Below are 19,547 nucleotides of genomic sequence, written 5' to 3'. Positions count from 1 at the left end.
TCGCTGCCTTGCCGGACGAGGGGAGGGGAGGGAATCCCCCCACTCCTGTCCGGCCGCAGAACGCCGACATCCTGAACCGCAGCCAAGTTGCAAGAGCCTCGTCCCATGGGAACCCCAGTCCATCCAAGCAGTACCCCCCACCCCATCCGCCTGCAGGTCAATGCACGCGCATGCGAGGTGCCGGCAGCGCCCGGGACGGCGCTGCTGCATGTGCTGCGCAATGACCTGGAGCTGAACGGGCCCAAGTACGGCTGCGGCCTGGGCGAATGCGGCGCCTGCACGGTGCTGATCGATGGCGTGGCCGCGCGTTCCTGCGTGATCCCCGTGCGGGCGGCCGTGGGCCGCGAGGTCACCACGCTGGAAGGCCTGGGCTCGCGCCAGTGCCCCGGCCCCACGCAGCAGGCCTTCATCGACTGCCAGGCGGCCCAGTGCGGCTACTGCCTCAACGGCATGATCATGACCGTGGAGGCCCTGCTGCGCCGCAACCCCAATCCCACCGAGCAGGAGCTGCGCAACGAGCTGCACCACAACCTGTGCCGCTGCGGCACGCATGTGGAAATCATGCAGGCCGCCCTGCGCGCCGTGCAGCTGCGGGCGCAACGCGCCGCGCTGCAGGCACCCTCCGGTTTTCCATCTTCCAGCGCGGGCGAGGTCCAGCCATGAGCCCGGCCGGCAACACACCCGCCCTGCCTTCCGACCTGCTGCACGGCCTGGCGCTGCGCCCGCCCGTCGCGGCCTGGGACGGTCTGCGCTACCGGGGCAGCGTGCCCCTGCATGCACGGCTGCAGGACGCCCAGGCCATGGCTGGCGTGGTGGCCGCGGTGCAGCGCGGGCATTTTCTGGGCGTGGTGGCCGTGGCGCCTGTCCATGCCCGGCAGGCCGCTGCCAGCCTGGCCCCTGCCTGGGATGACCGGCAGGAAGCCAGGGCCGCCAGCGCGCCCCGTGCTGCCGACAGAGCCGACAGAGCCGACAGAGCCGACAAGGCTGGCAAGGCCGACCTGCCCGATGCCGGCCGCTATGTCTGGCGCATGGCGGCGCCCGCGTCTTGCGAGGGTGCCGCACGCGCAGCCGTGTGGTGCCTGGACGGCCATGCCAGCGTCTGGCTGCCGCCCTGCGACGCGGATGTGCGGCAGATGATCGGCCGAGAACTGGCCGCATTGCTGCAATGCCCCGAGTCCGCGCTGCGGCTGTTCAGCCTGCCGGCCACGGCGGCCGGCACCCCGCATGTGCTGGATCTCATGGACGCAGCGGCCGATGCGGCCCTGCTGTCCCAGGCCGTGGGCCGGCCCGTCAGCGTGGCCTGCGAGGCCTGGACTGCTGCGGGCAGCGCAGACAGCCGGGAGCTGGTGCTGCGCGTGGATGCGCGGCCTTCGCAAGGGCTTGAGGCCGACACGGTGGTGCAGCCTCAGCCGGGCAATGCATCGCCGCAGCCAGACCTGCTGCTGTCCGACACGCCCTGGGCCGTGCGCCCCAGCATGGCGCGCCTGCTGAGCCAGCCCGAGCTGGCGCGCGCCGCAGCCCTGGCCACCGTGCTCGATGCCGGCGAAGTGCAAGAGCGCAGGCTGGCCGCCAGCCTGCGGCATGCCGGCGTCGATGATCTGAATGCCGCCCAGGTCTTTGCACGCGAAAGCCACTGGCATGAGCAGGCGCTGGACCAGGGCCGTGACCCGCTGCAATGGCGGCTGCAGCACCTGCCCGAAGGCCCGGTGCGCGATCTGGCCCGGCAGGTGGCCGAGCGTGCGCAGGCATCGCAGCAGGCGCCATCCCACCAGGGGGCCGACGGCCGCCTGCTGGGCCGGGGCTTTGCCACCGCCCAGCTGCAGACCCTGGATGCGCAGGGCGCCGACCTCCATGCCTGGAGCGCCTGGGTGGCCGAGGTGGCCGTGCACCCGCAAACGGGCGAGATCGAAGTGACCCGCGTCGTGGCCGGCCATGACAGCCGCAGCATGCAGGCGGCGCAGGCCGCCAGCACGCGGCCCGAGATCGTCCAGCAGGACCCGCAACTGCTGGCCGACGCGCGCCGGCTGCTGGGCGCGGCCCCCGCTTTTGACGACTGGGCAGGGTCCACAGCTTCCGCTGCTTCTTTCGATGTGATCGCCAAGCCCGGCTCCGGCCTGGCGCAGCGTGCGCCTGGCGATGTCGCGGTCGTCCGCCAGGGCAATCTGGCGCTGGATGGCGTGGCCACGCTGCCCGCCGCCGCCGCCATTGCCAACGCCATTCACCATGCGACAGGCGTGCGCCTGCGCGAAGTGCCCTTCCAGCCCGAGCAGCTGCGCCTGGCCCTGGCGGGCGAGGGTGCCGGCAGGCCCGGTGCGGCGCGGACCGGCCGTGGCTGGGGCTGGCTGGCCGCAGGCGCCGCAGGCCTTGCCGGCATGGCGGCCATGGCCTGGCCACTGAAGCCGGCCCTGCCGCTGACCGACGGGCCCGATGTGTCCCTGTACTCGCCGCAGGCCCTGGAGCGCGGCCGCCTGGTGGCGGCTGCGGGCGACTGCGTGGTCTGCCACACCGCCCCGGGCGGCGCGGCCAATGCCGGCGGCTTCGGGCTGGAGACGCCGTTCGGCACCATCTACTCCACCAACATCACGCCCGACAACGAAACCGGCATCGGCCGCTGGTCCTACGCGGCCTTCGAGCGCGCCATGCGCCACGGCATCCACCAGGATGGCAGGCAGCTGTACCCGGCCTTCCCGTATACGGCCTTCGCCAAGCTCAGCGATGGCGACCTGCAGGCCCTCTACGGCTACCTGATGTCCCAGCCTGCCGTGAAGGCCAAGGCGCCCGAGACGCAGCTGGCCTTCCCCTACAACCTGCGCCCGGCCATGGCGGGCTGGAACCTGCTGTTCCACGACGCCACGCCCTTCAAGGCCGACCCCGCGCGCAGCGCCGAATGGAACCGGGGCGCCTACCTGGTCGAAGGCGCGGGCCACTGCGCGGCCTGCCACTCGCCGCGCAATGCGCTGGGTGCGGAAAAGACCGGCATCCACTACCTGGGCGGCGGCGAGGCCGAAGGCTGGACGGCGCCCGCGCTCAATCAACTGGCCGGGGGCAAGCTGCCCTGGAGCCGCGAAGAGCTATACCAGTACCTGCGCACCGGCTTCTCGGCCCGCCACGGCGTGGCGGCCGGCCCCATGGCGCCCGTCATCCACGGCCTGGCCCAGTTGCCCGAAGCCGATGTGCGCGCCATGGCCACCTATCTGATGGAGTTGCCGGGCCAGGTCCCACAGGCACCACAGGCCGCCCAGGCCGCCCCGGCCATGCCGGCACCGGCGCCGGCCGCCGTGCAGGCGGCGGCGCCTGCGGCCCCACCTGCCAGGGTCCTGGACCGCCACGCCAATGGCGAGCGCATCTACCAGAACGCCTGCGCGGTCTGCCATGAGGCGGGCAGCGGTCCCACATTGTTCGGCGTCAAGCCGCAGCTGGCCCTGAACACCAACCTGCACGCGGCCAGCCCCGACAACCTGGTCCAGGTGATCCTGAACGGCATACAGGCGCCGGCCGACGATGCGCTGGGCTACATGCCCGGCTTCGGGGACAGCCTGGACGACAGGCAGATCGCGGACCTGCTCGGATATTTGCGCGAACGATTTGCACCGGAGGAAAAAGCTTGGCCAGACGACACGAAGACGATTAACCGGCTGCGCATGCAGGCACAGGCGCATGCGCACTGAGGGCGGCAATGGGCAGCAATGGGCGGCGGCATGGGCGATGCCGCGGATATGGACACCTTGCCCTGGAATCTCTCCAGGGCCTGGGTCCTGACATCTGATGCTGGGGACGGGTGATGGGCAACAACGGACGGCGCTGTCGATGTGCAGCCTGTCCGCAATGCGCCCATCGCCCGGATGCAGAGACCGACATCCTGAATTTTTTCATCGGGCCATGGAGATGGCGCCGAGGGAGCGGTTCGCTCCGGATGTGTGAAGGGTGGAAGGCACGGCAGGAGACGGCAACACAAGCTGAACGGCCTTGCCTGGGAAAAGACAGATTCAACAATTGCGATGGCTAGAAAAGGAGTCCCTGCATGTCATCTACATACATTTCGGTGGAAAAAGGCATCCAGACAGCGGGTGTCGGCAAGTTCCAATATCGGCTGTTCGTCATCTTCGGGCTGGTCTGGCTGGCCGACGCCATGCAGGTGCTGTCCATCGGCTTCAGCGCGCCGTCCATTGCCAAGACCTTCGGCAAGACCGTGCCCGAGGCGCTGCAGACCGGCACCTTCTTCTTCATCGGCATGCTGATCGGTGCCTTCGTCTTCGGCCGCCTGGCCGACCGCATCGGGCGCCGCCCGGTGCTGATGATGGCCGTGGTGATCGATGCCTTTGCGGGCGTGGCCTCGGCCTTTGCGCCCGAGTTCGCCTGGCTGCTGGTGCTGCGCTTCATCACCGGCATCGGCGTGGGCGGCACGCTGCCCGTGGACTACACCATGATGGCCGAGTTCCTGCCCAGCGACCGCCGCGGCCGCTGGCTGGTGCTGCTGGAATCGTTCTGGGCCGTGGGCACCATCTTCCTGGCCATCCTGGCGCTGGTGGCCGTGTCCTGGGGTGACGATGCCTGGCGCGTGATCTTCTTCGTGACCGGACTGCCGGCGCTGATCGGCGTGGTGCTGCGCTTCTACATCCCCGAGTCGCCCATGTTCCTCAACCGCAACGGCAAGTCCGAGGAAGCGCGCAAGGTGCTGCAGCGGGTGGCCAAGGTCAACGGCACCACGGCGGACATCCCCGCCCTGCAGCCTGAAAAGCAGGAGCGCAAGTCCATCCTCGCGCTGTTCAACGGCGGCCTGCGCCGCCGCAGCCTCTCGCTGTTCCTGGCCTGGGCGCTGATCTCCATCGCCTACTACGGTGTCTTCGTCTACCTGCCCGTCAAGCTCAGCAGCGAGGGCTTCGCCTTCATGCGCGGCCAGGTCTTCCTGGTGGTGCTGGCCCTGGTGCAACTGCCCGGCTTTGCGCTGTCGGCCTATGGCGTGGAGCGCTGGGGCCGCAAGCCCACGCTGATCGGCTTTTTGCTGCTCAGCGCCGTCGGCTGCATGTTCTACAGCCTGGGCTCGTCGCCCTTCGTGGTCATCGGCTCCACCCTGCTGATGAGCTTCTCGCTGCTGGGCACCTGGGGCGCGCTGTATGCGTTCACCCCCGAGGTCTACCCCACCGACCTGCGTGCCAGCGGCATGGGCATGGCCGGCGCCGTGGCGCGCTTCGGCGGCCTGTTCGCCCCGGCCATCATTGCGCCCATCATGGCCACCCACTTCACCCTGGCCCTGGCCGTGCTGTCCGCCATGCTGGTGGGCGGCGCCCTGTCGATCTGGGCCGTGGATGTGGAATCGCGCAACCGGGCGCTGGATTGACGCCGAGAAAGAACTTCGAATGGAAAAGGCCTGCGCAAGCAGGCCTTTTTTCATGGCAAATATTCCAATCCAGATTCAGATCATTCCTAGAGACGCGGCTGTTTCTATCCTCTATGGTATGAGCCGGATCGAGGCCGGCAATCACGTCAAAATCGCCAAGCCCGCTCTGTAAATCCCATGCTTGTCTGTCATTCGGCTTGAATTGCTGGAGACCTTGCCATGGGCCAGAAAACTCGGAGGGATGCATGAAAGTTATTGAGAACGGACTTCTTGTCGATAGAAATGTCGAGGTGAAAATATTTCCTTCCATACAGCATGGCGATTTGCTGAAGGTGAATTCCATTGTGCTTCACAGGACGAATTCACCAACGGCAGCCAGTGTGTTGAACAGCTACAAGGCCGGCCAGAAGACGGGAGCCCATTTTCTGGTGGGGAAAGATGGAAAAATCCATCAGACAGCCAATCTGAAGAGAGTTTGCTGGCATGTGGGAATATTGCAGGTTCGCTGCCTCAACGAAAGCAATTGCGAAACTGCCGATTTTGAGAATATCAATGCCCTGCTGCATCAAAAGGGGATGGGATTCGGGCAAAGAGTGAGGAAGGTCTCGGAGCATGAAAAGCAAAAGCCCTACCCTTTGAGGTATCCTGTCAATGCAGAGTCGCTTGGGATTGAGGTGGTAGGCATGTTTCAGCGCCATACCCAGGACTACGAAGTGCCGACACAGGCGCAGTTGTACCAGACGCAATGGCTGGTACGCCTGCTGGTGGGTATCTATGGGTTGAGGATTCTGAGCGATGTCTACGCCCACGGAGCCATTGCAAGAAAGCAGCCCGCAGAAGGAAGCCAGTTGCTGCGCTATATATTCAGTGGAGCCTGATTCATATGTTCTTGAAAAATAGCCGACGGATGAAAATGAAATCAATCAGAGTGCTCATTGTTGCTCTGGGGCTTCTCATGTTGATCGTCTCTTTCGGTGCTGCATCAAGGCAGAAGAATTCTGTGACGCTGATCGGTGGAATTCAGCGATCCATTGGAGAAGGGCAAACAATGGGCTGCGAGAAAATTACGCTGCGGCCCAAGGATGTCATCCGTTATTTCTCCACGGCAACCGAGGTTTCCTTCTCCACCTTCCACTATGAATCGATCATTCTGCCTTGCGCCTTCAGTGGGAAGCTGCGGCGCAATGGCGTGGTCTATGGGTGGAGCATCAATGCAGCAGGCGCCGGGTATCTCTATCCGGAAGATGGGCGTGAGAATCTGTTTTTTCTTTGCTACAGGTCGTGCGCAAAGGCACTGCCTGGGTTGATGGGGCTTTGACGGCGAGGGCCCAAGCCCTTTGAGATCGCCTGGCAGCCATCCTCATGAAAACAGGGGCTCTTCAATCCGCCTCGCCACCTTCCAGCATCTTCTTGAGCAAAAAATCCAGCGCCAGGCGCTCGGCCGGATTGAGCTTGCCGTAGGTGCTTTCGGTGATCTGCTTGGCGAAGGGCTCCATGTCGCGCACCAGGTCCTGGCCGGCCTCGGTGAGGTTGATGACGACCTTGCGGCGGTCGATGCGGTCATGGTCCACCTGCACCAGTTCGCGCTGCTTGAGCCGGTCCACCACGCCGCGGATGGTGGCCTGGTCGATCACGGTGGCCTTGACGATGTCGGCCAGCGAGCTGCCGCTGTTGTCGCGCACGGAGCACAGCACCACGAATTGCGCAGCGGTGAGCTGCGAGTCGGGAATGTATTGCTGGAAGAGTGCAGTGTGGCGCTGATAGACACGCCGCAGCAGGTGGCCGATCTGGTCTGAAAAATGATAGCCATCCTGTGGCGTCATGGCTGATGGCGGGTGGTTCATGGTGCGCGTGAGCTTATCAAAATTCACACCAAATACCGTGTGATTTGCGACAAGCCGGGCGCATTTGCCAAGTGGCGCAAACCCGCGCTGGCTGCGGCATCCGCAAGGCCCGGGCAGCAGGCGCAGCACTGCCCGGCGGCTCATTTGCCGATTGAATGGCGCAATCATCCGTTTGAATTTGACGGCTTGCCCGGCAAGGCTTGAAATGGGCATCAGAGACAAAGCGCCAGCGGACCGGACCGCGCCGCTCCCCACAACGAAAGCCAGCAGGGACACCCATGCCAGCCACACAAGGGAAGATCATTCCCATTGCCGTCCTCAATGCCGCTGTTGCCGGCAGCGCACTCGGCGCCCATGAGCGCGAGGCCGTCGAGCACGCCATTGCCGTCCACGCCCTGCGCCCCGGCCCCCTGATCGAGTTGCTGCACGCCGTGCAGGACATGCTGGGCCATATCCCCGAAGCCGCCGTGCCGCGCATCGCCGATGCGCTGAACCTCTCGCGTGCCGAGGTGCATGGCGTCATCTCCTACTACCCCCATTTCCGCAGCACGCCAGCGGGCCGCCATGTGCTGCAGGTCTGCCGCGCCGAGGCCTGCCAGTCGCGCGGTGCGGACGCGCTGCTGGCCCACGCAGGCCAGGCGCTGGGCTGCGGATCGAGTGGGCACGGGCATGGGCATGGAACCAGTGCCGATGGCGCCGTCACGCTGGAGCCGGTCTACTGCCTGGGCCTGTGCGCGTCATCGCCTGCCGTGATGCTCGATGGTCAGCCCCATGCGCATGTCACGGCCAACGGCCTGGATGCACTCATCGCGCAATGCCGCCAGCCGGAGCAGGCCGGCGAGCCGGTGGCCCAGCCTGCGCATGCAGGGGCAGGGGCAGAGGCAGGAGCAGGGGCAGGCCCCGGCGTGCGCGTCTATGTGCCCCGCGATGCCGCCGCGCTGGCCGTGGGCGCTGACGCCGTGGCCGGTGCCCTGCAGCGCGAGTGCGCGGCGCGCGGCCTTCAGGTGCAGATCGTGCGCAACGGCTCGCGCGGCCTGCTGTGGCTGGAAACCCTGGTGGAGGTCGAGACGCCCGAAGGCCGCGTGGCCTACGGCCCGGTCACGGCCGATGCGGTGCCGGGCCTGATCGATGCCGGAATGCTGCAGGGCGGCAGCCATGCGCTGTGCCATGGACTGACCGAGGCCATTGCCTACCTGGCGCGCCAGGAGCGCCTGACCTTTGCGCGCGTGGGCGTCATCGACCCGCTGGACCTGTCCGACTACGCAGCCCATGGCGGCTGGCAGGGGCTGGAGCGCGCGGCGCGCATGGAGCCCGCGGCCATCGTGCAGGAGGTGCTGGATTCGGGCCTGCGCGGCCGTGGCGGTGCGGCGTTTCCGGCCGGCATCAAGTGGAAGACCGTGGCCGCCGCAGCGGGGCCGCAAAAGTACATTGCCTGCAACGCCGACGAGGGCGACTCGGGCACCTTCGCCGACCGGCTGCTGATGGAGGGCGATCCCTACACGCTGATCGAAGGCATGGCCATCGCTGGCCTGGCCGTGGGCGCGACGCAGGGCCTGGTCTATGTGCGCAGCGAGTATCCGCATGCCATCGCCACCCTGCGCGAAGCCATTGCGCGCGCCGAGGCCGCAGGCTGGCTGGGCCGCAACGTGGCCGGCAGCGGGCGGGCCTTCCACATGGAGGTGCGCAAGGGCGCGGGCAGCTATGTCTGCGGCGAGGAAACGGCCATGCTGGAGAGCATCGAGGGGCGGCGCGGCATTGTGCGCGCCAAGCCGCCGCTGCCGGCCATAGCGGGGCTGTGGGGCCGGCCCACGGTGATCAACAACGTGATCACGCTGGCCACGGTGCCGCTGATCCTGGCGCGCGGCGCGGCCTTCTACCAGGGCTTCGGCATGGGCCGCTCGCGCGGCACCCTGCCGTTCCAGCTGGCCGGCAACATTGCGCGCGGCGGCCTGGTGGAAAAGGCCTTCGGCCTGAGCCTGCGCGAGCTGGTGGAAGACTTCGGCGGCGGCACGGCCACCGGCCGCGCCATCAAGGCCGTACAGGTAGGCGGCCCGCTGGGCAGCTATGTGGCGCCGGCCGACTGGGATGCGCCGCTGGACTACGAGGCCTATGCCGCCAAGGGCAACGTGGTGGGGCACGGCGGCATCGTCGTGCATGACGACACGGCCGACATGGCGCAGCTGGCGCGCTACGCCATGGAGTTCTGCGCCATCGAGTCCTGCGGCAAGTGCACGCCCTGCCGCATCGGCTCCACGCGCGGCGTGGAGGTCATCGACCGCATCGTGCGTGCCGGCGGCGACCCTGCCGCCCACGCCAGCCAGGTGGCCCTGCTGGAGAACCTGTGCGACACCATGCAGCACGGCTCCATGTGCGCCATGGGCGGGATGACGCCGTATCCCGTGCGCTCGGCGCTGAACCACTACCCCCAGGACTTCGGCATCGAGTCCACCACGGCCGCAACGGCTGCCTGACCGGAGAACACCATGCTCGACCATTTGAAGCAAGCCGACTGGGGCACGCCCGCCAGCCCGTCCGAACGCCTGATCACCCTGGAGATCGACGGACGCGAGGTCTGCGTTCCCGAGGGCACCTCGCTGATGCGCGCTGCCATGGAAGGCGGCGTCAGCGTGCCCAAGCTGTGCGCCACCGACAGCCTGGAGCCCTTCGGCTCCTGCCGCCTGTGCCTGGTGCAGATCGAAGGCCGCAAGGGCTTTCCGGCCTCGTGCACCACGCCGGCCGAGCCCGGCATGAAGGTGCGCACGCAAAGCCCGCAACTGCAGGAGCTGCGCCGCGGCGTGATGGAGCTGTACATCTCCGACCATCCGCTGGACTGCCTGACCTGCAGCGCCAACGGCGACTGCGAACTGCAGGACATGGCCGGCACGGTGGGCCTGCGCGAGGTGCGCTACGGCTTCGATGGCGCCAACCATTTCAAGGGCCAGGCGCGCGCCGAGGTCGATGACTCCAACCCGTACTTCAGCTACGACCCCAGCAAGTGCATCGTCTGCAACCGCTGCGTGCGCGCCTGCGAGGAGACGCAGGGCACCTTTGCGCTGACCATCTCGGGCCGAGGGTTCGACTCGCGCGTCACGGCGGGGCAGGGCGGCAGCTTCATGGACAGCGACTGCGTCAGCTGCGGCGCCTGCGTGCAGGCCTGCCCCACGGCCACGCTGCAGGAAAAGACCGTGACCGAGCTGGGCCAGGCCGGGCACAGCGCCATCACCACCTGCGCCTACTGCGGCGTGGGCTGCGGCTTCAAGGCCGAGATGAAGGGCGAGCAGGTCGTGCGCATGGTGCCCTGGAAGGACGGCCAGGCCAACGAGGGCCATGCCTGCGTCAAGGGCCGCTTTGCCTGGGGCTATGCCACGCACAAGGACCGCATCACCCGGCCCATGGTCCGCGCGAAGATCACCGACCCCTGGCGCGAAGTGAGCTGGGAAGAGGCCATTGCCCACACGGCCAGCGAGTTCCGCCGCATCCAGGCCAAGCACGGCAAGGATTCGATTGGCGGCATCACCTCCTCGCGCTGCACCAACGAAGAGGCCTACCTGGTGCAAAAGCTGGTGCGCACGGCCTTCGGCAACAACAACGTCGATACCTGCGCGCGCGTGTGCCACTCGCCCACGGGCTATGGCCTGGGCCAGACCTATGGCACCTCGGCCGGCACGCAGACCTTCAAGTCCATCGAGCACACGGACGTGGTCATGGTCATCGGCGCCAATCCCACGGCCGCGCACCCGGTGTTCGGCTCGCGCATGAAAAAGCGCCTGCGCGGCGACGGCCGGCGTGTGGGCGCCAAGCTCATCGTCATCGACCCGCGCGAGATCGAGCTCGTCAAGTCGCCCCACATCCGCGCCGACTACCACCTGCAACTGCGGCCCGGCACCAACGTGGCCATGATCACCTCGCTGGCCCATGTCATCGTCACCGAAGGCTGGCTGGCCGAGGACTACATCGCCGAGCGCTGCGATGCCAAGTCCTTCGCGCAGTGGAAGGAATTCGTGGCCCGGCCCGAGAACTCGCCCGAGGCCATGGCCGAGGTCACCGGGGTCGCTCCCGAACTCGTGCGCGGCGCCGCGCGCCTGTATGCGCTGGGCGCCGAGGACCACCCAGCGGGCCGCCCCGTCAACGCGGCCATCTACTACGGCCTGGGCGTGACCGAGCATGCGCAGGGCTCGACCATGGTCATGGGCATTGCCAACCTGGCCATGGCCACGGGCAACGTGGGCCGCGAGGGCGTGGGCGTGAACCCGCTGCGCGGCCAGAACAACGTGCAGGGCTCCTGCGACATGGGCTCCTTCCCGCATGAGCTGCCCGGCTACCGCCACATCTCGGACAGCACGGTGCGCGCCGAGTTCGAGGGGGCCTGGGGCGTGGCGCTCAGCCCCGAGCCCGGGCTGCGCATTCCCAACATGTTCGAGGCGGCCCTGGCCGGCAGCTTCATGGGCCTGTACTGCGAGGGCGAGGACATCGTGCAGTCCGACCCCAACACCCAGCATGTGACGGCCGCGCTCTCGGCCATGGAATGCGTGGTGGTGCAGGACATCTTCCTCAACGAAACCGCCAAGTACGCCCATGTCTTCCTGCCGGGCGCCTCTTTCCTCGAAAAGGACGGCACCTTCACCAATGCCGAGCGCCGCATCTCGCGCGTGCGCAAGGTCATGGCGCCGCTGGCCGGCCATGCCGACTGGGAAGTCACCCAGCTGCTGGCCAATGCGCTGGGCTATGCCATGCACTACACGCACCCGAGCGAGATCATGGCCGAGATCGCCGCGCTCACGCCCAGCTTCGCGGGCGTGAACTACGACAAGATCGACCGGCTGGGCAGCGTGCAATGGCCCTGCAATGACAGCACCGAAGAGGCCGGCACTTCCATCATGCACAGGGACCGCTTCGTGCGCGGCAAGGGCCGCTTCATCATCACCCAGTACGTGGCCACCGAAGAGAAGGTCACCCAGCGCTTTCCGCTGCTGCTGACCACGGGCCGCATCCTGTCGCAGTACAACGTGGGCGCCCAGACCCGGCGCACGCACAACAGTCACTGGCACAGCGAGGATCGGCTGGAAATCCATCCGCATGACGCCGAGGACCGCGGCATACGCGACGGAGACTGGGTCGGCATCGCCAGCCGCGCGGGCGAGACCGTGCTGCGCGCCACCGTCACCGAGCGCATACAGCCCGGCGTGGTCTACACCACCTTCCACTTTCCCGAATCGGGCGCCAACGTCATCACCACCGACAGCTCGGACTGGGCCACCAACTGCCCCGAATACAAGGTCACGGCCGTGCAGGTGCTGCCCGTCCCCCAGCACGCCCAGCCGTCCGACTGGCAGCGCGGCTTTGCGCGCATGCATGAAGAGCAGATCGGCCTGTTGCAAGCCGCGCAGGCAGGCAGCATGGCCGTGGCGGGAGGCAAGTGATGGACAGCGCGAACCTGGTCCGCATGGCCAACCGCATCGGCGAGTTCTTCGAGGCCATGCCCGAGCGCGACGAGGCCCTGCAGGGCATTGCCGAACACATCCGCAAATTCTGGGAGCCCCGCATGCGCGCCGAACTGGCCCGCGTGCTGGCCAGTCCCGACGAGGCCCAGGCGCTCAAGCCCATCGTGCGTGAGGCGCTGGTGCTGCATCCGCTGACCTTGCCGTCGGCGGCGCAGGCTTAGCCAAACTGCTTCTTCTTCGCCATCTCCCGCGCCAGCTCCACAAAGCCGGCAGCGGCCGGCGACAGGCGTTCCATGCTGCGCACGGCCAGCCCGGTGACGCGGCGCTGGCGGGGCGAGAGGCTGCGGTAGACCATGCCTTCGGGCGCCTGCTCGGGCACGGCCAGGCGTGCGGCAATGGCGATGGCGTGGCCCTGGGCCACGAAGCCCTGCATGGAGGACATCTGCTCGAAGTGGTAGATGGCCGCAGGCTGGGCGCCGGCCTCGGCCAGGAAGCGGTCGATGTGCGCGCCCGACCCGGCCGAGGTGCGCACAAAGGCCTCGCCCTGCAGGTCGGCGGCGCGGATGCTGCGCTGGGCCGCCAGCCGGTGCGCGGCGGGCAGCAGCGCCACCAGTTCGTCTTCCACCAGGGGCACGGTCTCGAAGCGCTCGTCGGGCAGCACGACGAAGCCGATCTCCACGCGCCGCTCCAGCAGCCACTTGACCACGGTGTCGTCGTTTTGCTCGTCGATCTGCACCAGCACGGCGGGCTGGCGGCGCCGGTACTCGGTGATCAGCGGGGGCAGCAGCCGCAGCGAAGAGGTGGCGCCGAACGAGGCCACGCGCAGCGTGCCGCGCGCCATGCCGCGCTCGGCATCGGCCTCCTGCCGCAAGGCCTCCTTTTGCTGGAGGATGTCGTTGGCGCGCTGCAGCAGCCGCGTGCCTGCGTCGGTCAGCGGGGAGTGGGGGCCTTCGCGCCGCACCAGCTGAACCTGCAGCTCGCCTTCCAGCGCGCGCAGGGCATGGCTGACGGCGCTCTGGGTAATGCCCAGCAGAGCGGCCGCGCGCGAGAAACTGCCGGCGCGGGCCAGCGCCGCGAACACTTCGAGCTGGGTGAAGGTCATGGGATCACGTTGTCCAGGTCATGAGCATTCGCTCATTTGTCTATGAATCGATATGAGCACATAGTACGCGCCATGAATTTTCAACGCTTCTTCGGTCCCCACCTGCGGCTTGTCGGCATGGCCCTGCTGTGGGGCGCTTCCTGGCCTGCGGGCCGCGTGGTGGCACAGAACATGCCGCCGCTGGCAGCCGCCAGCCTGCGCTTCCTGCTGGCCGCAGCCGTGCTGCTGCCCTGGCTGTACTGGGCCGGTGGCATGGCGGGCCTGCGGCAATGGAGTGCCAAACGCTGGCTGGGCATGGCGGCCGCCGGCGCCACGGGCGTGTTCGGCTATGCGGCCTTCTTCCTCATGGGGCTGCAGCATGTGCCGGCCGGCAAGGCGGCCCTGGTGATCACGCTCAACCCCGTGCTCACGCTGGCGCTGGCGGTCTGGCTGTTCGGCGAGCGGCTCAACCGCACCATTGCCCTGGGCATGGCCCTGGCGGCCTGCGGCGCCGTGGTGGTGATCTCGCATGGCCAGCCGCTGGCGCTGCTGCAGGGATCGGTGGGCGCCGGAGAGCTGCTGATCCTGGGCTGCGTGGTGTGCTGGGTGACCTACACCCTGATCGGCCGCTGGCTGCTCACGGGCGTGGATGCGCTGTCGGCCACGGCCGTGACCTCGACCATGGGCGCGGCCATGCTGCTGGTGGCCAGCCTGGTGGTCGAGGGGCCGGCCGGCCTACAGGCTGCCGTGCTTGGCAACGGCACTGCCTGGGGCGCGCTGGCCTTCCTGGCCTTCGGCGCCACGGCGCTTGCCTATGCCTGGTACTTCGACGGCGTCAAGGCGCTGGGCGCGGGCGCGGCCTCGGGCTACATCACCCTGGTGCCCGTGATCGGCGTGGCGCTGTCGGCGCTGTGGCTGGGCGAGAGCATCGATGCCAGCATCGTGCTGGGCGGCGGCATGGCCGTGGCCGGCACGGCGCTGATGAACTGGGGGCGCAGGCCTGCGGCTGGGGTGCACGTGGTTGCCAAGCGCACCGCAGTCCAGAGCTGAACGGACTCCGTCCGGATCAATCCAGCGAGGCGCCCGAGGTGCGCACGCGCTCGCCCTGCACCTGGTAGTCGCGCGCCAGGAAGTCGCGGTATTCGGCGGGGCTGGAGGCCACGGCCACGTAGGAGAACGCGTCCACCTGGGTCTTGCGGAATTCGGGCTCCAGCAGCACGCGGCGCACATCGGCGGCGATCTTCTCCACCTGGGGCGCCGGCGTTCCAGCCGGTGCCAGCAGGCCGATGTTGAAGACAGCCTGGATGTCGCGCACGCCGGCTTCCTTGAAGGTGGGCACATCCGGCAGGGCGATGCTGCGTGTCTCCGAGGACACGGCCAGGGCCTTGAGCTTGCCGGACTTGATGTGCTGCTCGATCACCGACACGCCCAGCACCGCTGCGTCGATCTGGCCGGCGATGACTTCGGGGATCAGCGGTGCGGCGCCCTTGTAGGGCACGTGCACCATCTCCAGCCCTTCCTGCTTGGCGAACATGGCCAGCGGCAGGTGCACGATGCCGCCCGCGCCCGATGAGCCATAGGTCAGCGGTTTGGTCTTGCCTGCCTGGCGTGCCTGAGCGATGAACTCCTGCAGCGTGCCGGCCTTGGAGCTCTGGGGCACGAAGAAGACCATGGGCACGCTGATCAGGCGGGAGATGGGGGCGAAGTCCTTTTGCGGGTTGTAGGGCAGCTTCCGGTACAGGTGCGGGTTCATGGTCAGCGACGCTTCGGTCGCGGCGAACAGCGTGTAGCCGTCGGGTGCGCTCTTGGCCACGTACTCGGCCCCGATGATCTCGTTGGCGCCTGTGCGGTTGAGGATGACCACGGGTTGCGACCAGACCTTGTTCAGGCGCGTGGCCAGCGCGCGTGCCAGGTTGTCCACGGGGCCGCCGGCCGCGTAGGGCACGACGATGTTCACCGGCTTGGAAGGAAAGGCTGCCGGAGCCTGGGCGTGGCCCAGGGCGGGCACGAGGGCCACGGTGGCGGTCAGCAGGGTTGCGGCGATGCGATGCAGGCTGGACATGGTGTGGGAAGCGGATACGGTGAAGCAGGCCGCACTCCAAGGGGCGGCCTGCTGTGGAACGGACGAAGCGAAAAAAATGGCAGGCCGGAAGGCCCCGGAAGGTGGCGGAGCCTCAGGCGCGCACACGCTCCATGCGTGTCAGCGGCAAGGACTCGCCTTCGCTGACTGCGGGCTGCAGCACGAAGTCGAAGCGCGTGCGGACGAAAGGCGCGTTCACGCCCAGCGACTCATAGCCGGCCGGCGCCACGCCGCGCTCCAGCTCGACGATCAGGCCGTCGCGCGTGGCGAAGGCGAAGTCGTCGTCCAGGTAGGTATCTCCGGGCAGGTTGACCTGGGTGGTCAGCGTGCGCATGCCGGGTGCAACCACGAGGAAGTGGATGTGGGCGGGTCGATGGCCGTGGCGTCCCAGCGCGTCGAACAGTTCCGAGGTGGGGCTGTTCGGCGGTATGGAGTAGCCGGGCGGCACATAGCTGCGAAAGCGGTAGCGGCCCTGGTCGTCAGCTTCTATGCGGCGGCGCAGCTCGTAGGGCTTCATGCCCGGGAAGAAGTGCGAGTAGCCGCCCTGGACATTGGCATGCCAGACATCGATGAGCGCATGCGGCAGAGGCTGGCCGTCAAGATCCAGCACCCGTCCTTCCATCACGAAGACCTCGCCCTGGGGTTCGCCCTCGTCCAGGCGCGCTTCCGCTTGCGACAGCGGTGCACCGGCCACGAACAGCGGGCCTTCGATGGCGCGCGGCGTGCCGCCCGCACGGCCGGCACGCGCATCGGCCTCGTCGCTGCGGATGTCCAGCAGCCGGTCGAAGCCCAGGCCTGCCGTGATCAGGCCCAGCTGGCCGCTGCTCCCCAGGCGGCCCAGCCAGTCCACGGCGGCCCAGAACTCGTCGGGCGTGACATCCATCTCGTCGATGGTGTGGAACAGGTCGCTGACGATGCGCTGGGTCAGCGCCCGCACGCGGTCGCTGCCAGGGGCGATCTGCTTGCTGTTGACCAGATTCAGCAGCTGGTCCTGGGACAGTTCGGACATGTTTGTCTCCTCGTGGTTTTATGGGATGTCCTGGAAAAGAGAAGCGCTCAGTCCATGCTGATGTTGCGCTCCGTGATCACCTTGGTCCAGCGCACGGACTCGGCCTGCAGGTGCTTTGCCGCCTCCTCGGGCGTGGAGCCCACGACTTCGGCGCCGATGGCCTTGAAGCGTTCGAGCACGTCGGGCTGCTTCATCTCGGCCACGAAGACCTGGTTGAGCTTCTTGACGATGGCCGGCGGCGTGCTGGCGGGCATGAAGACGGCGAACCAGGGCGAGACCTCGTAGCCCTTGATGCCGGCCTCTTCCATGGTGGGCACGTCGGGCATGCTGGACGAACGCTTGGCCGTGGTCACGGCCAGGGCGCGCAGCTTGCCCGACTGGATGTGCGGGCGCGCCGAGGTGATGGAGTCGAACATGTAGTTGACCTGTCCGCCCAGCAGGTCGGAGACGGCCGGGCCCGATCCCTTGTAGGGGATGTGCAGGATGTCCACGCCGGCCAGCGAGTTGAACACTTCGCCTGCCAGGTGGATGGAGGTGCCGTTGCCGGCCGAGGCATAGGTCAGCTTGCCGGGCGAGGCCTTGGCGGCGGCCACCACGTCGGCCACGCTCTTGACGTTGGGCTGGGTGGAGTTGGTGACCAGGATGTTGGGCACCACGGCCAGCACGCCCACGGGGGCGAAGTCCTTGATGGGGTCGTAGCTGAGCTTGCGGTACAGCGGCTTGTTGGTGGCCATGCCGATGGAGGTGATCATCAGCGTGTAGCCGTCGCCGGGCTGCTTGGCCACGAAGTCGGCGCCGATGTTGCCGCCGGCGCCGGGACGGTTCTCGATCACGAAGGGCTGGCCCAGCGTGCGGCCGGCCTTCTCGCCCAGGGTGCGCGCAATGGCGTCCATGGCGCCGCCCGGCGGGAAGGGCACGATCCAGCGGATGGGCTTGCTGGGCCAGTTGGCCTCGGGGGCCTGCGCATGGGCGGCGGGCATCACGGCGGACAGGCACAGGCCTGCGGCTGCGGCGGTCAGAAAACGGCGTTTCACATTCACTTCAGTTGTCTCCGAACAATTTGGTCTTGGTTTGGGCTGTGCTCAGGCGATGGCCGAGGGGTGCCTTGCCAGCGGCGTGACCTGGATGTCCATGTAGGGGAACAGCGGCAGGCCCTGCAGCAGCTCGTGCAGCTCGTCGTTGGAGGCCACGTCGAACACGCTGTAGTTGGCGTACTCGCCCACCACGCGCCAGATGTGGGGCCAGCGTCCGTCGTGCTGCAGCTGCTGCGAGTAGGCCTTCTCGCGGGCCTTGATCTCGGCTGCCACGTCGGCGGGCAGGTCGTGGGGGATCTTCACGTCCATGCGGACCAGGTAAAGCATGTTTGTCTCCAGGAGGAATGAAAGGAATTCAGGTCGCAGCCCCGGTCCGGGCCTGCCCCATGTCGAAGTGCTGCGGCTGGCTGCCGGCCAGCGCGCGGTCGAAACGCGCGAGTTGCTGCAGGTCGACCTCCACGCCCAGGCCGGGCCCGTCGGGCAGTTGCAGCTCGAAGTCGCGGATGGCCATGCGCTCGGTGACGATGTCGTCCACCAGCAGCTGGGGGCCGAACAGCTCGCAGTTGTAGTGCTGCCCGCCCAGCGTGGCAAAGACATGGGCCGAGGCGGCCGAGCCGATCGAGGTCTCCAGCATGGTGCCGCCGTACCAGCCGATATCGGCCGCCTGGGCAATGGCCGCCACCTTGCGCGTGCGCAGCAGGCCGCCGTGCTTGGCGACCTTGAGCGAGAACACATGGCTGGCCTGCTCGCGCGCCAGGCGCATGGCGTCGTAGGGCGTGCACACGCTCTCGTCGGCCATGACCAGGGCGCCGTGCAGCGTGGCGGTCAGCTCGCGCAGCGCGGGCACGTTCCAGCCGGCCACGGGCTGCTCGATCAGGGTCACGCCGGCATCGATCAATTGCGGCAGAAAGCGCCGCGCCGTGGCGCCGTCCCAGGCCTGGTTCACGTCCACCGTCAGCGTGGCGCGGCCCTGCAGGCCGCGCGCGATCTCGCTCACATGGGCCACATCGGCCTCGGGCGTGCGCGCGCCGATCTTCATCTTGAAGATGCGGTGGCGCTTTTGTTCCAGGCGCAGCTGGGCCTCGGCCAGGTCGCGCTCGATGTCGCCGCTGGCCAGCGTCCAGGCCAGGGGCAGGCTGTCGCGCTGCTTGCCGCCCAGCAACTGCCACACGGGCAACTGCAGGCTGCGCGCCACGGCGTCCAGCAGCGCGATCTCGACGGCGCTCTTGGCAAAGGCATTGCCCTTGCAGGCCAAGTCCATGCGCGAGAGGCAGGCCTCGAAGCGCGCGCCGTCCTGGCCGATCAGGCTGGGCGCCAGGTGGTTGGCGATGGCATGGTGGATGCTCTCGGGCGATTCCTCATTCCACGACGGGCCGCCGATGGTGGCGGCCTCGCCAAAGCCCGTGGCCCCGTTGCGCAGCCACAGCTGCACGATCACCGGGCTTTGCCGGCTGATGGAGCCGAATGACAGCTTGTGCGGGCGGATGGTGGGAATGTCGAGGATCCGCGCCTCGATGCGCTCGATCAGAAAACGGTCTTGCATGGCAATGGCTGGTGTCCTGGCTGGCGGCGGCTGCCGGCAATGGACACAAGCGTAAATCCATGCATTGTGTGGATCTATTGAATTATTTGTGAGAAATCATTCGATGGTGTCGATGTGTTGAATGCCTGCGCGGCAGGCAGGGGGCGCGGCGGCCTTGTGCTGCGCACGCCCTCTGGC

Annotated in this window: 16 protein-coding genes; 9 read left to right on the top strand and 7 right to left on the bottom strand. The window is 67.6% G+C overall.

Translation table 11 applies throughout. From position 1 onward, the window contains the following. Positions 1-105 precede the first annotated feature (105 nt). The 5 genes from U6958_RS27690 (at position 106) to U6958_RS27670 (ending at position 6,656) form a co-directional block, all read left to right on the top strand. On the top strand, positions 106-663 hold the full coding sequence (locus U6958_RS27690) for a (2Fe-2S)-binding protein (RefSeq protein WP_047474625.1): 558 nt from the start codon (positions 106-108) through the stop codon (positions 661-663). After that, on the top strand, positions 660-3,668 hold the full coding sequence (locus U6958_RS27685) for a cytochrome c (RefSeq protein ID WP_074923076.1): 3,009 nt from the start codon (positions 660-662) through the stop codon (positions 3,666-3,668). Before U6958_RS27690 ends, U6958_RS27685 begins: the two co-directional genes overlap by 4 nt. Positions 3,669-4,021: 353 nt before the next feature. Beyond that, on the top strand, positions 4,022-5,338 hold the full coding sequence (locus U6958_RS27680; RefSeq protein WP_026062635.1) for an MFS transporter: 1,317 nt from the start codon (positions 4,022-4,024) through the stop codon (positions 5,336-5,338). Between the two features lie 245 nt (positions 5,339-5,583). Next, positions 5,584-6,216 (top strand): peptidoglycan recognition family protein, encoded by a 633-nt coding sequence (locus tag U6958_RS27675; protein WP_043790601.1) that lies wholly within the window; start codon positions 5,584-5,586, stop codon positions 6,214-6,216. Between the two features lie 5 nt (positions 6,217-6,221). Further along, entirely contained in the window at positions 6,222-6,656 is a 435-nt protein-coding gene (locus tag U6958_RS27670; RefSeq protein WP_074923077.1) for a hypothetical protein, read from the top strand. A 61-nt stretch (positions 6,657-6,717) separates the two neighbouring features. Here the strand turns inward: U6958_RS27670 and U6958_RS27665 are convergent, their stop codons facing one another. Further along, positions 6,718-7,161, bottom strand: a complete 444-nt coding sequence (locus U6958_RS27665) for a MarR family winged helix-turn-helix transcriptional regulator (protein ID WP_016449026.1) — start codon at positions 7,159-7,161, stop codon at positions 6,718-6,720. Between the two features lie 299 nt (positions 7,162-7,460). Here U6958_RS27665 and U6958_RS27660 point away from each other — a divergent pair, with 299 nt between their 5' ends. From U6958_RS27660 to U6958_RS27650, 3 genes are read left to right on the top strand one after another with little or no spacing between them, the layout of a single operon-like run. Beyond that, on the top strand, positions 7,461-9,653 hold the full coding sequence (locus U6958_RS27660; RefSeq protein ID WP_074923078.1) for a formate dehydrogenase subunit gamma: 2,193 nt from the start codon (positions 7,461-7,463) through the stop codon (positions 9,651-9,653). A gap of 12 nt (positions 9,654-9,665) precedes the next feature. Further along, positions 9,666-12,602, top strand: a complete 2,937-nt coding sequence (fdhF, locus tag U6958_RS27655; protein ID WP_074923079.1) for a formate dehydrogenase subunit alpha — start codon at positions 9,666-9,668, stop codon at positions 12,600-12,602. Continuing rightward, the gene (locus tag U6958_RS27650) at positions 12,602-12,844 is read left to right on the top strand and encodes a formate dehydrogenase subunit delta (protein WP_013803888.1); all 243 of its coding nucleotides are present in this window, start codon (positions 12,602-12,604) and stop codon (positions 12,842-12,844) included. The genes fdhF and U6958_RS27650 overlap by 1 nt, the downstream gene beginning before the upstream one ends. Here the strand turns inward: U6958_RS27650 and U6958_RS27645 are convergent. Then, positions 12,841-13,725 (bottom strand): LysR family transcriptional regulator, encoded by an 885-nt coding sequence (locus tag U6958_RS27645; protein ID WP_017406361.1) that lies wholly within the window; start codon positions 13,723-13,725, stop codon positions 12,841-12,843. The genes U6958_RS27650 and U6958_RS27645 overlap by 4 nt on opposite strands. Positions 13,726-13,797: 72 nt before the next feature. On the opposite strand from U6958_RS27645, the gene U6958_RS27640 reads away from it, so the two are divergent. Next, on the top strand, positions 13,798-14,754 hold the full coding sequence (locus U6958_RS27640) for a DMT family transporter (protein WP_074923080.1): 957 nt from the start codon (positions 13,798-13,800) through the stop codon (positions 14,752-14,754). Positions 14,755-14,770: 16 nt separating this feature from the next. On the opposite strand, the gene U6958_RS27635 is transcribed toward U6958_RS27640, so the two are convergent. The 5 genes from U6958_RS27635 to U6958_RS27615 all read right to left on the bottom strand — a co-directional run bounded on the left by U6958_RS27635 (position 14,771) and on the right by U6958_RS27615 (position 19,370). Further along, complete coding sequence (locus tag U6958_RS27635; RefSeq protein ID WP_074923081.1) at positions 14,771-15,766, bottom strand: tripartite tricarboxylate transporter substrate binding protein; 996 nt, start codon at positions 15,764-15,766, stop codon at positions 14,771-14,773. 112 nt (positions 15,767-15,878) lie between these two features. Next, positions 15,879-16,793: a dioxygenase gene (locus U6958_RS27630; protein WP_043790605.1), complete on the bottom strand. Its 915-nt coding sequence runs from the start codon at positions 16,791-16,793 to the stop codon at positions 15,879-15,881. Positions 16,794-16,840: 47 nt separating this feature from the next. After that, entirely contained in the window at positions 16,841-17,833 is a 993-nt protein-coding gene (locus U6958_RS27625) for a tripartite tricarboxylate transporter substrate binding protein (protein ID WP_012203793.1), read from the bottom strand. A 42-nt stretch (positions 17,834-17,875) separates the two neighbouring features. Then, complete coding sequence (gene catC / locus U6958_RS27620; protein ID WP_012203794.1) at positions 17,876-18,154, bottom strand: muconolactone Delta-isomerase; 279 nt, start codon at positions 18,152-18,154, stop codon at positions 17,876-17,878. A 28-nt stretch (positions 18,155-18,182) separates the two neighbouring features. Next, the gene (locus U6958_RS27615; RefSeq protein ID WP_074923082.1) at positions 18,183-19,370 is read right to left on the bottom strand and encodes a muconate cycloisomerase family protein; all 1,188 of its coding nucleotides are present in this window, start codon (positions 19,368-19,370) and stop codon (positions 18,183-18,185) included. Positions 19,371-19,547 lie beyond the last annotated feature (177 nt).

The organism is Delftia lacustris, from assembly GCF_040267515.1.
GTDB lineage: Bacteria > Pseudomonadota > Gammaproteobacteria > Burkholderiales > Burkholderiaceae_C > Comamonas > Comamonas tsuruhatensis.
This window is presented reverse-complemented; position numbering and strand designations above follow the sequence as displayed.

Excerpts from the sequence above, each read along its gene's own strand:
- U6958_RS27650 (WP_013803888.1), top strand. The coding sequence starts at position 12,602 with ATGGACAGCGCGAACCTGGTCCGCATGGCCAACCGCATCGGCGAGTTC.
- fdhF (WP_074923079.1), top strand. The coding sequence starts at position 9,666 with ATGCTCGACCATTTGAAGCAAGCCGACTGGGGCACGCCCGCCAGCCCG.
- catC (WP_012203794.1), bottom strand. The coding sequence starts at position 18,154 with ATGCTTTACCTGGTCCGCATGGACGTGAAGATCCCCCACGACCTGCCC.
- U6958_RS27660 (WP_074923078.1), top strand. The coding sequence starts at position 7,461 with ATGCCAGCCACACAAGGGAAGATCATTCCCATTGCCGTCCTCAATGCC.
- U6958_RS27645 (WP_017406361.1), bottom strand. The coding sequence starts at position 13,725 with ATGACCTTCACCCAGCTCGAAGTGTTCGCGGCGCTGGCCCGCGCCGGC.
- U6958_RS27690 (WP_047474625.1), top strand. The coding sequence starts at position 106 with ATGGGAACCCCAGTCCATCCAAGCAGTACCCCCCACCCCATCCGCCTG.
- U6958_RS27615 (WP_074923082.1), bottom strand. The coding sequence starts at position 19,370 with ATGCAAGACCGTTTTCTGATCGAGCGCATCGAGGCGCGGATCCTCGAC.
- U6958_RS27685 (WP_074923076.1), top strand. The coding sequence starts at position 660 with ATGAGCCCGGCCGGCAACACACCCGCCCTGCCTTCCGACCTGCTGCAC.
- U6958_RS27675 (WP_043790601.1), top strand. The coding sequence starts at position 5,584 with ATGAAAGTTATTGAGAACGGACTTCTTGTCGATAGAAATGTCGAGGTG.
- U6958_RS27635 (WP_074923081.1), bottom strand. The coding sequence starts at position 15,766 with ATGTCCAGCCTGCATCGCATCGCCGCAACCCTGCTGACCGCCACCGTG.
- U6958_RS27665 (WP_016449026.1), bottom strand. The coding sequence starts at position 7,161 with ATGACGCCACAGGATGGCTATCATTTTTCAGACCAGATCGGCCACCTG.
- U6958_RS27640 (WP_074923080.1), top strand. The coding sequence starts at position 13,798 with ATGAATTTTCAACGCTTCTTCGGTCCCCACCTGCGGCTTGTCGGCATG.
- U6958_RS27680 (WP_026062635.1), top strand. The coding sequence starts at position 4,022 with ATGTCATCTACATACATTTCGGTGGAAAAAGGCATCCAGACAGCGGGT.
- U6958_RS27630 (WP_043790605.1), bottom strand. The coding sequence starts at position 16,793 with ATGTCCGAACTGTCCCAGGACCAGCTGCTGAATCTGGTCAACAGCAAG.
- U6958_RS27670 (WP_074923077.1), top strand. The coding sequence starts at position 6,222 with ATGTTCTTGAAAAATAGCCGACGGATGAAAATGAAATCAATCAGAGTG.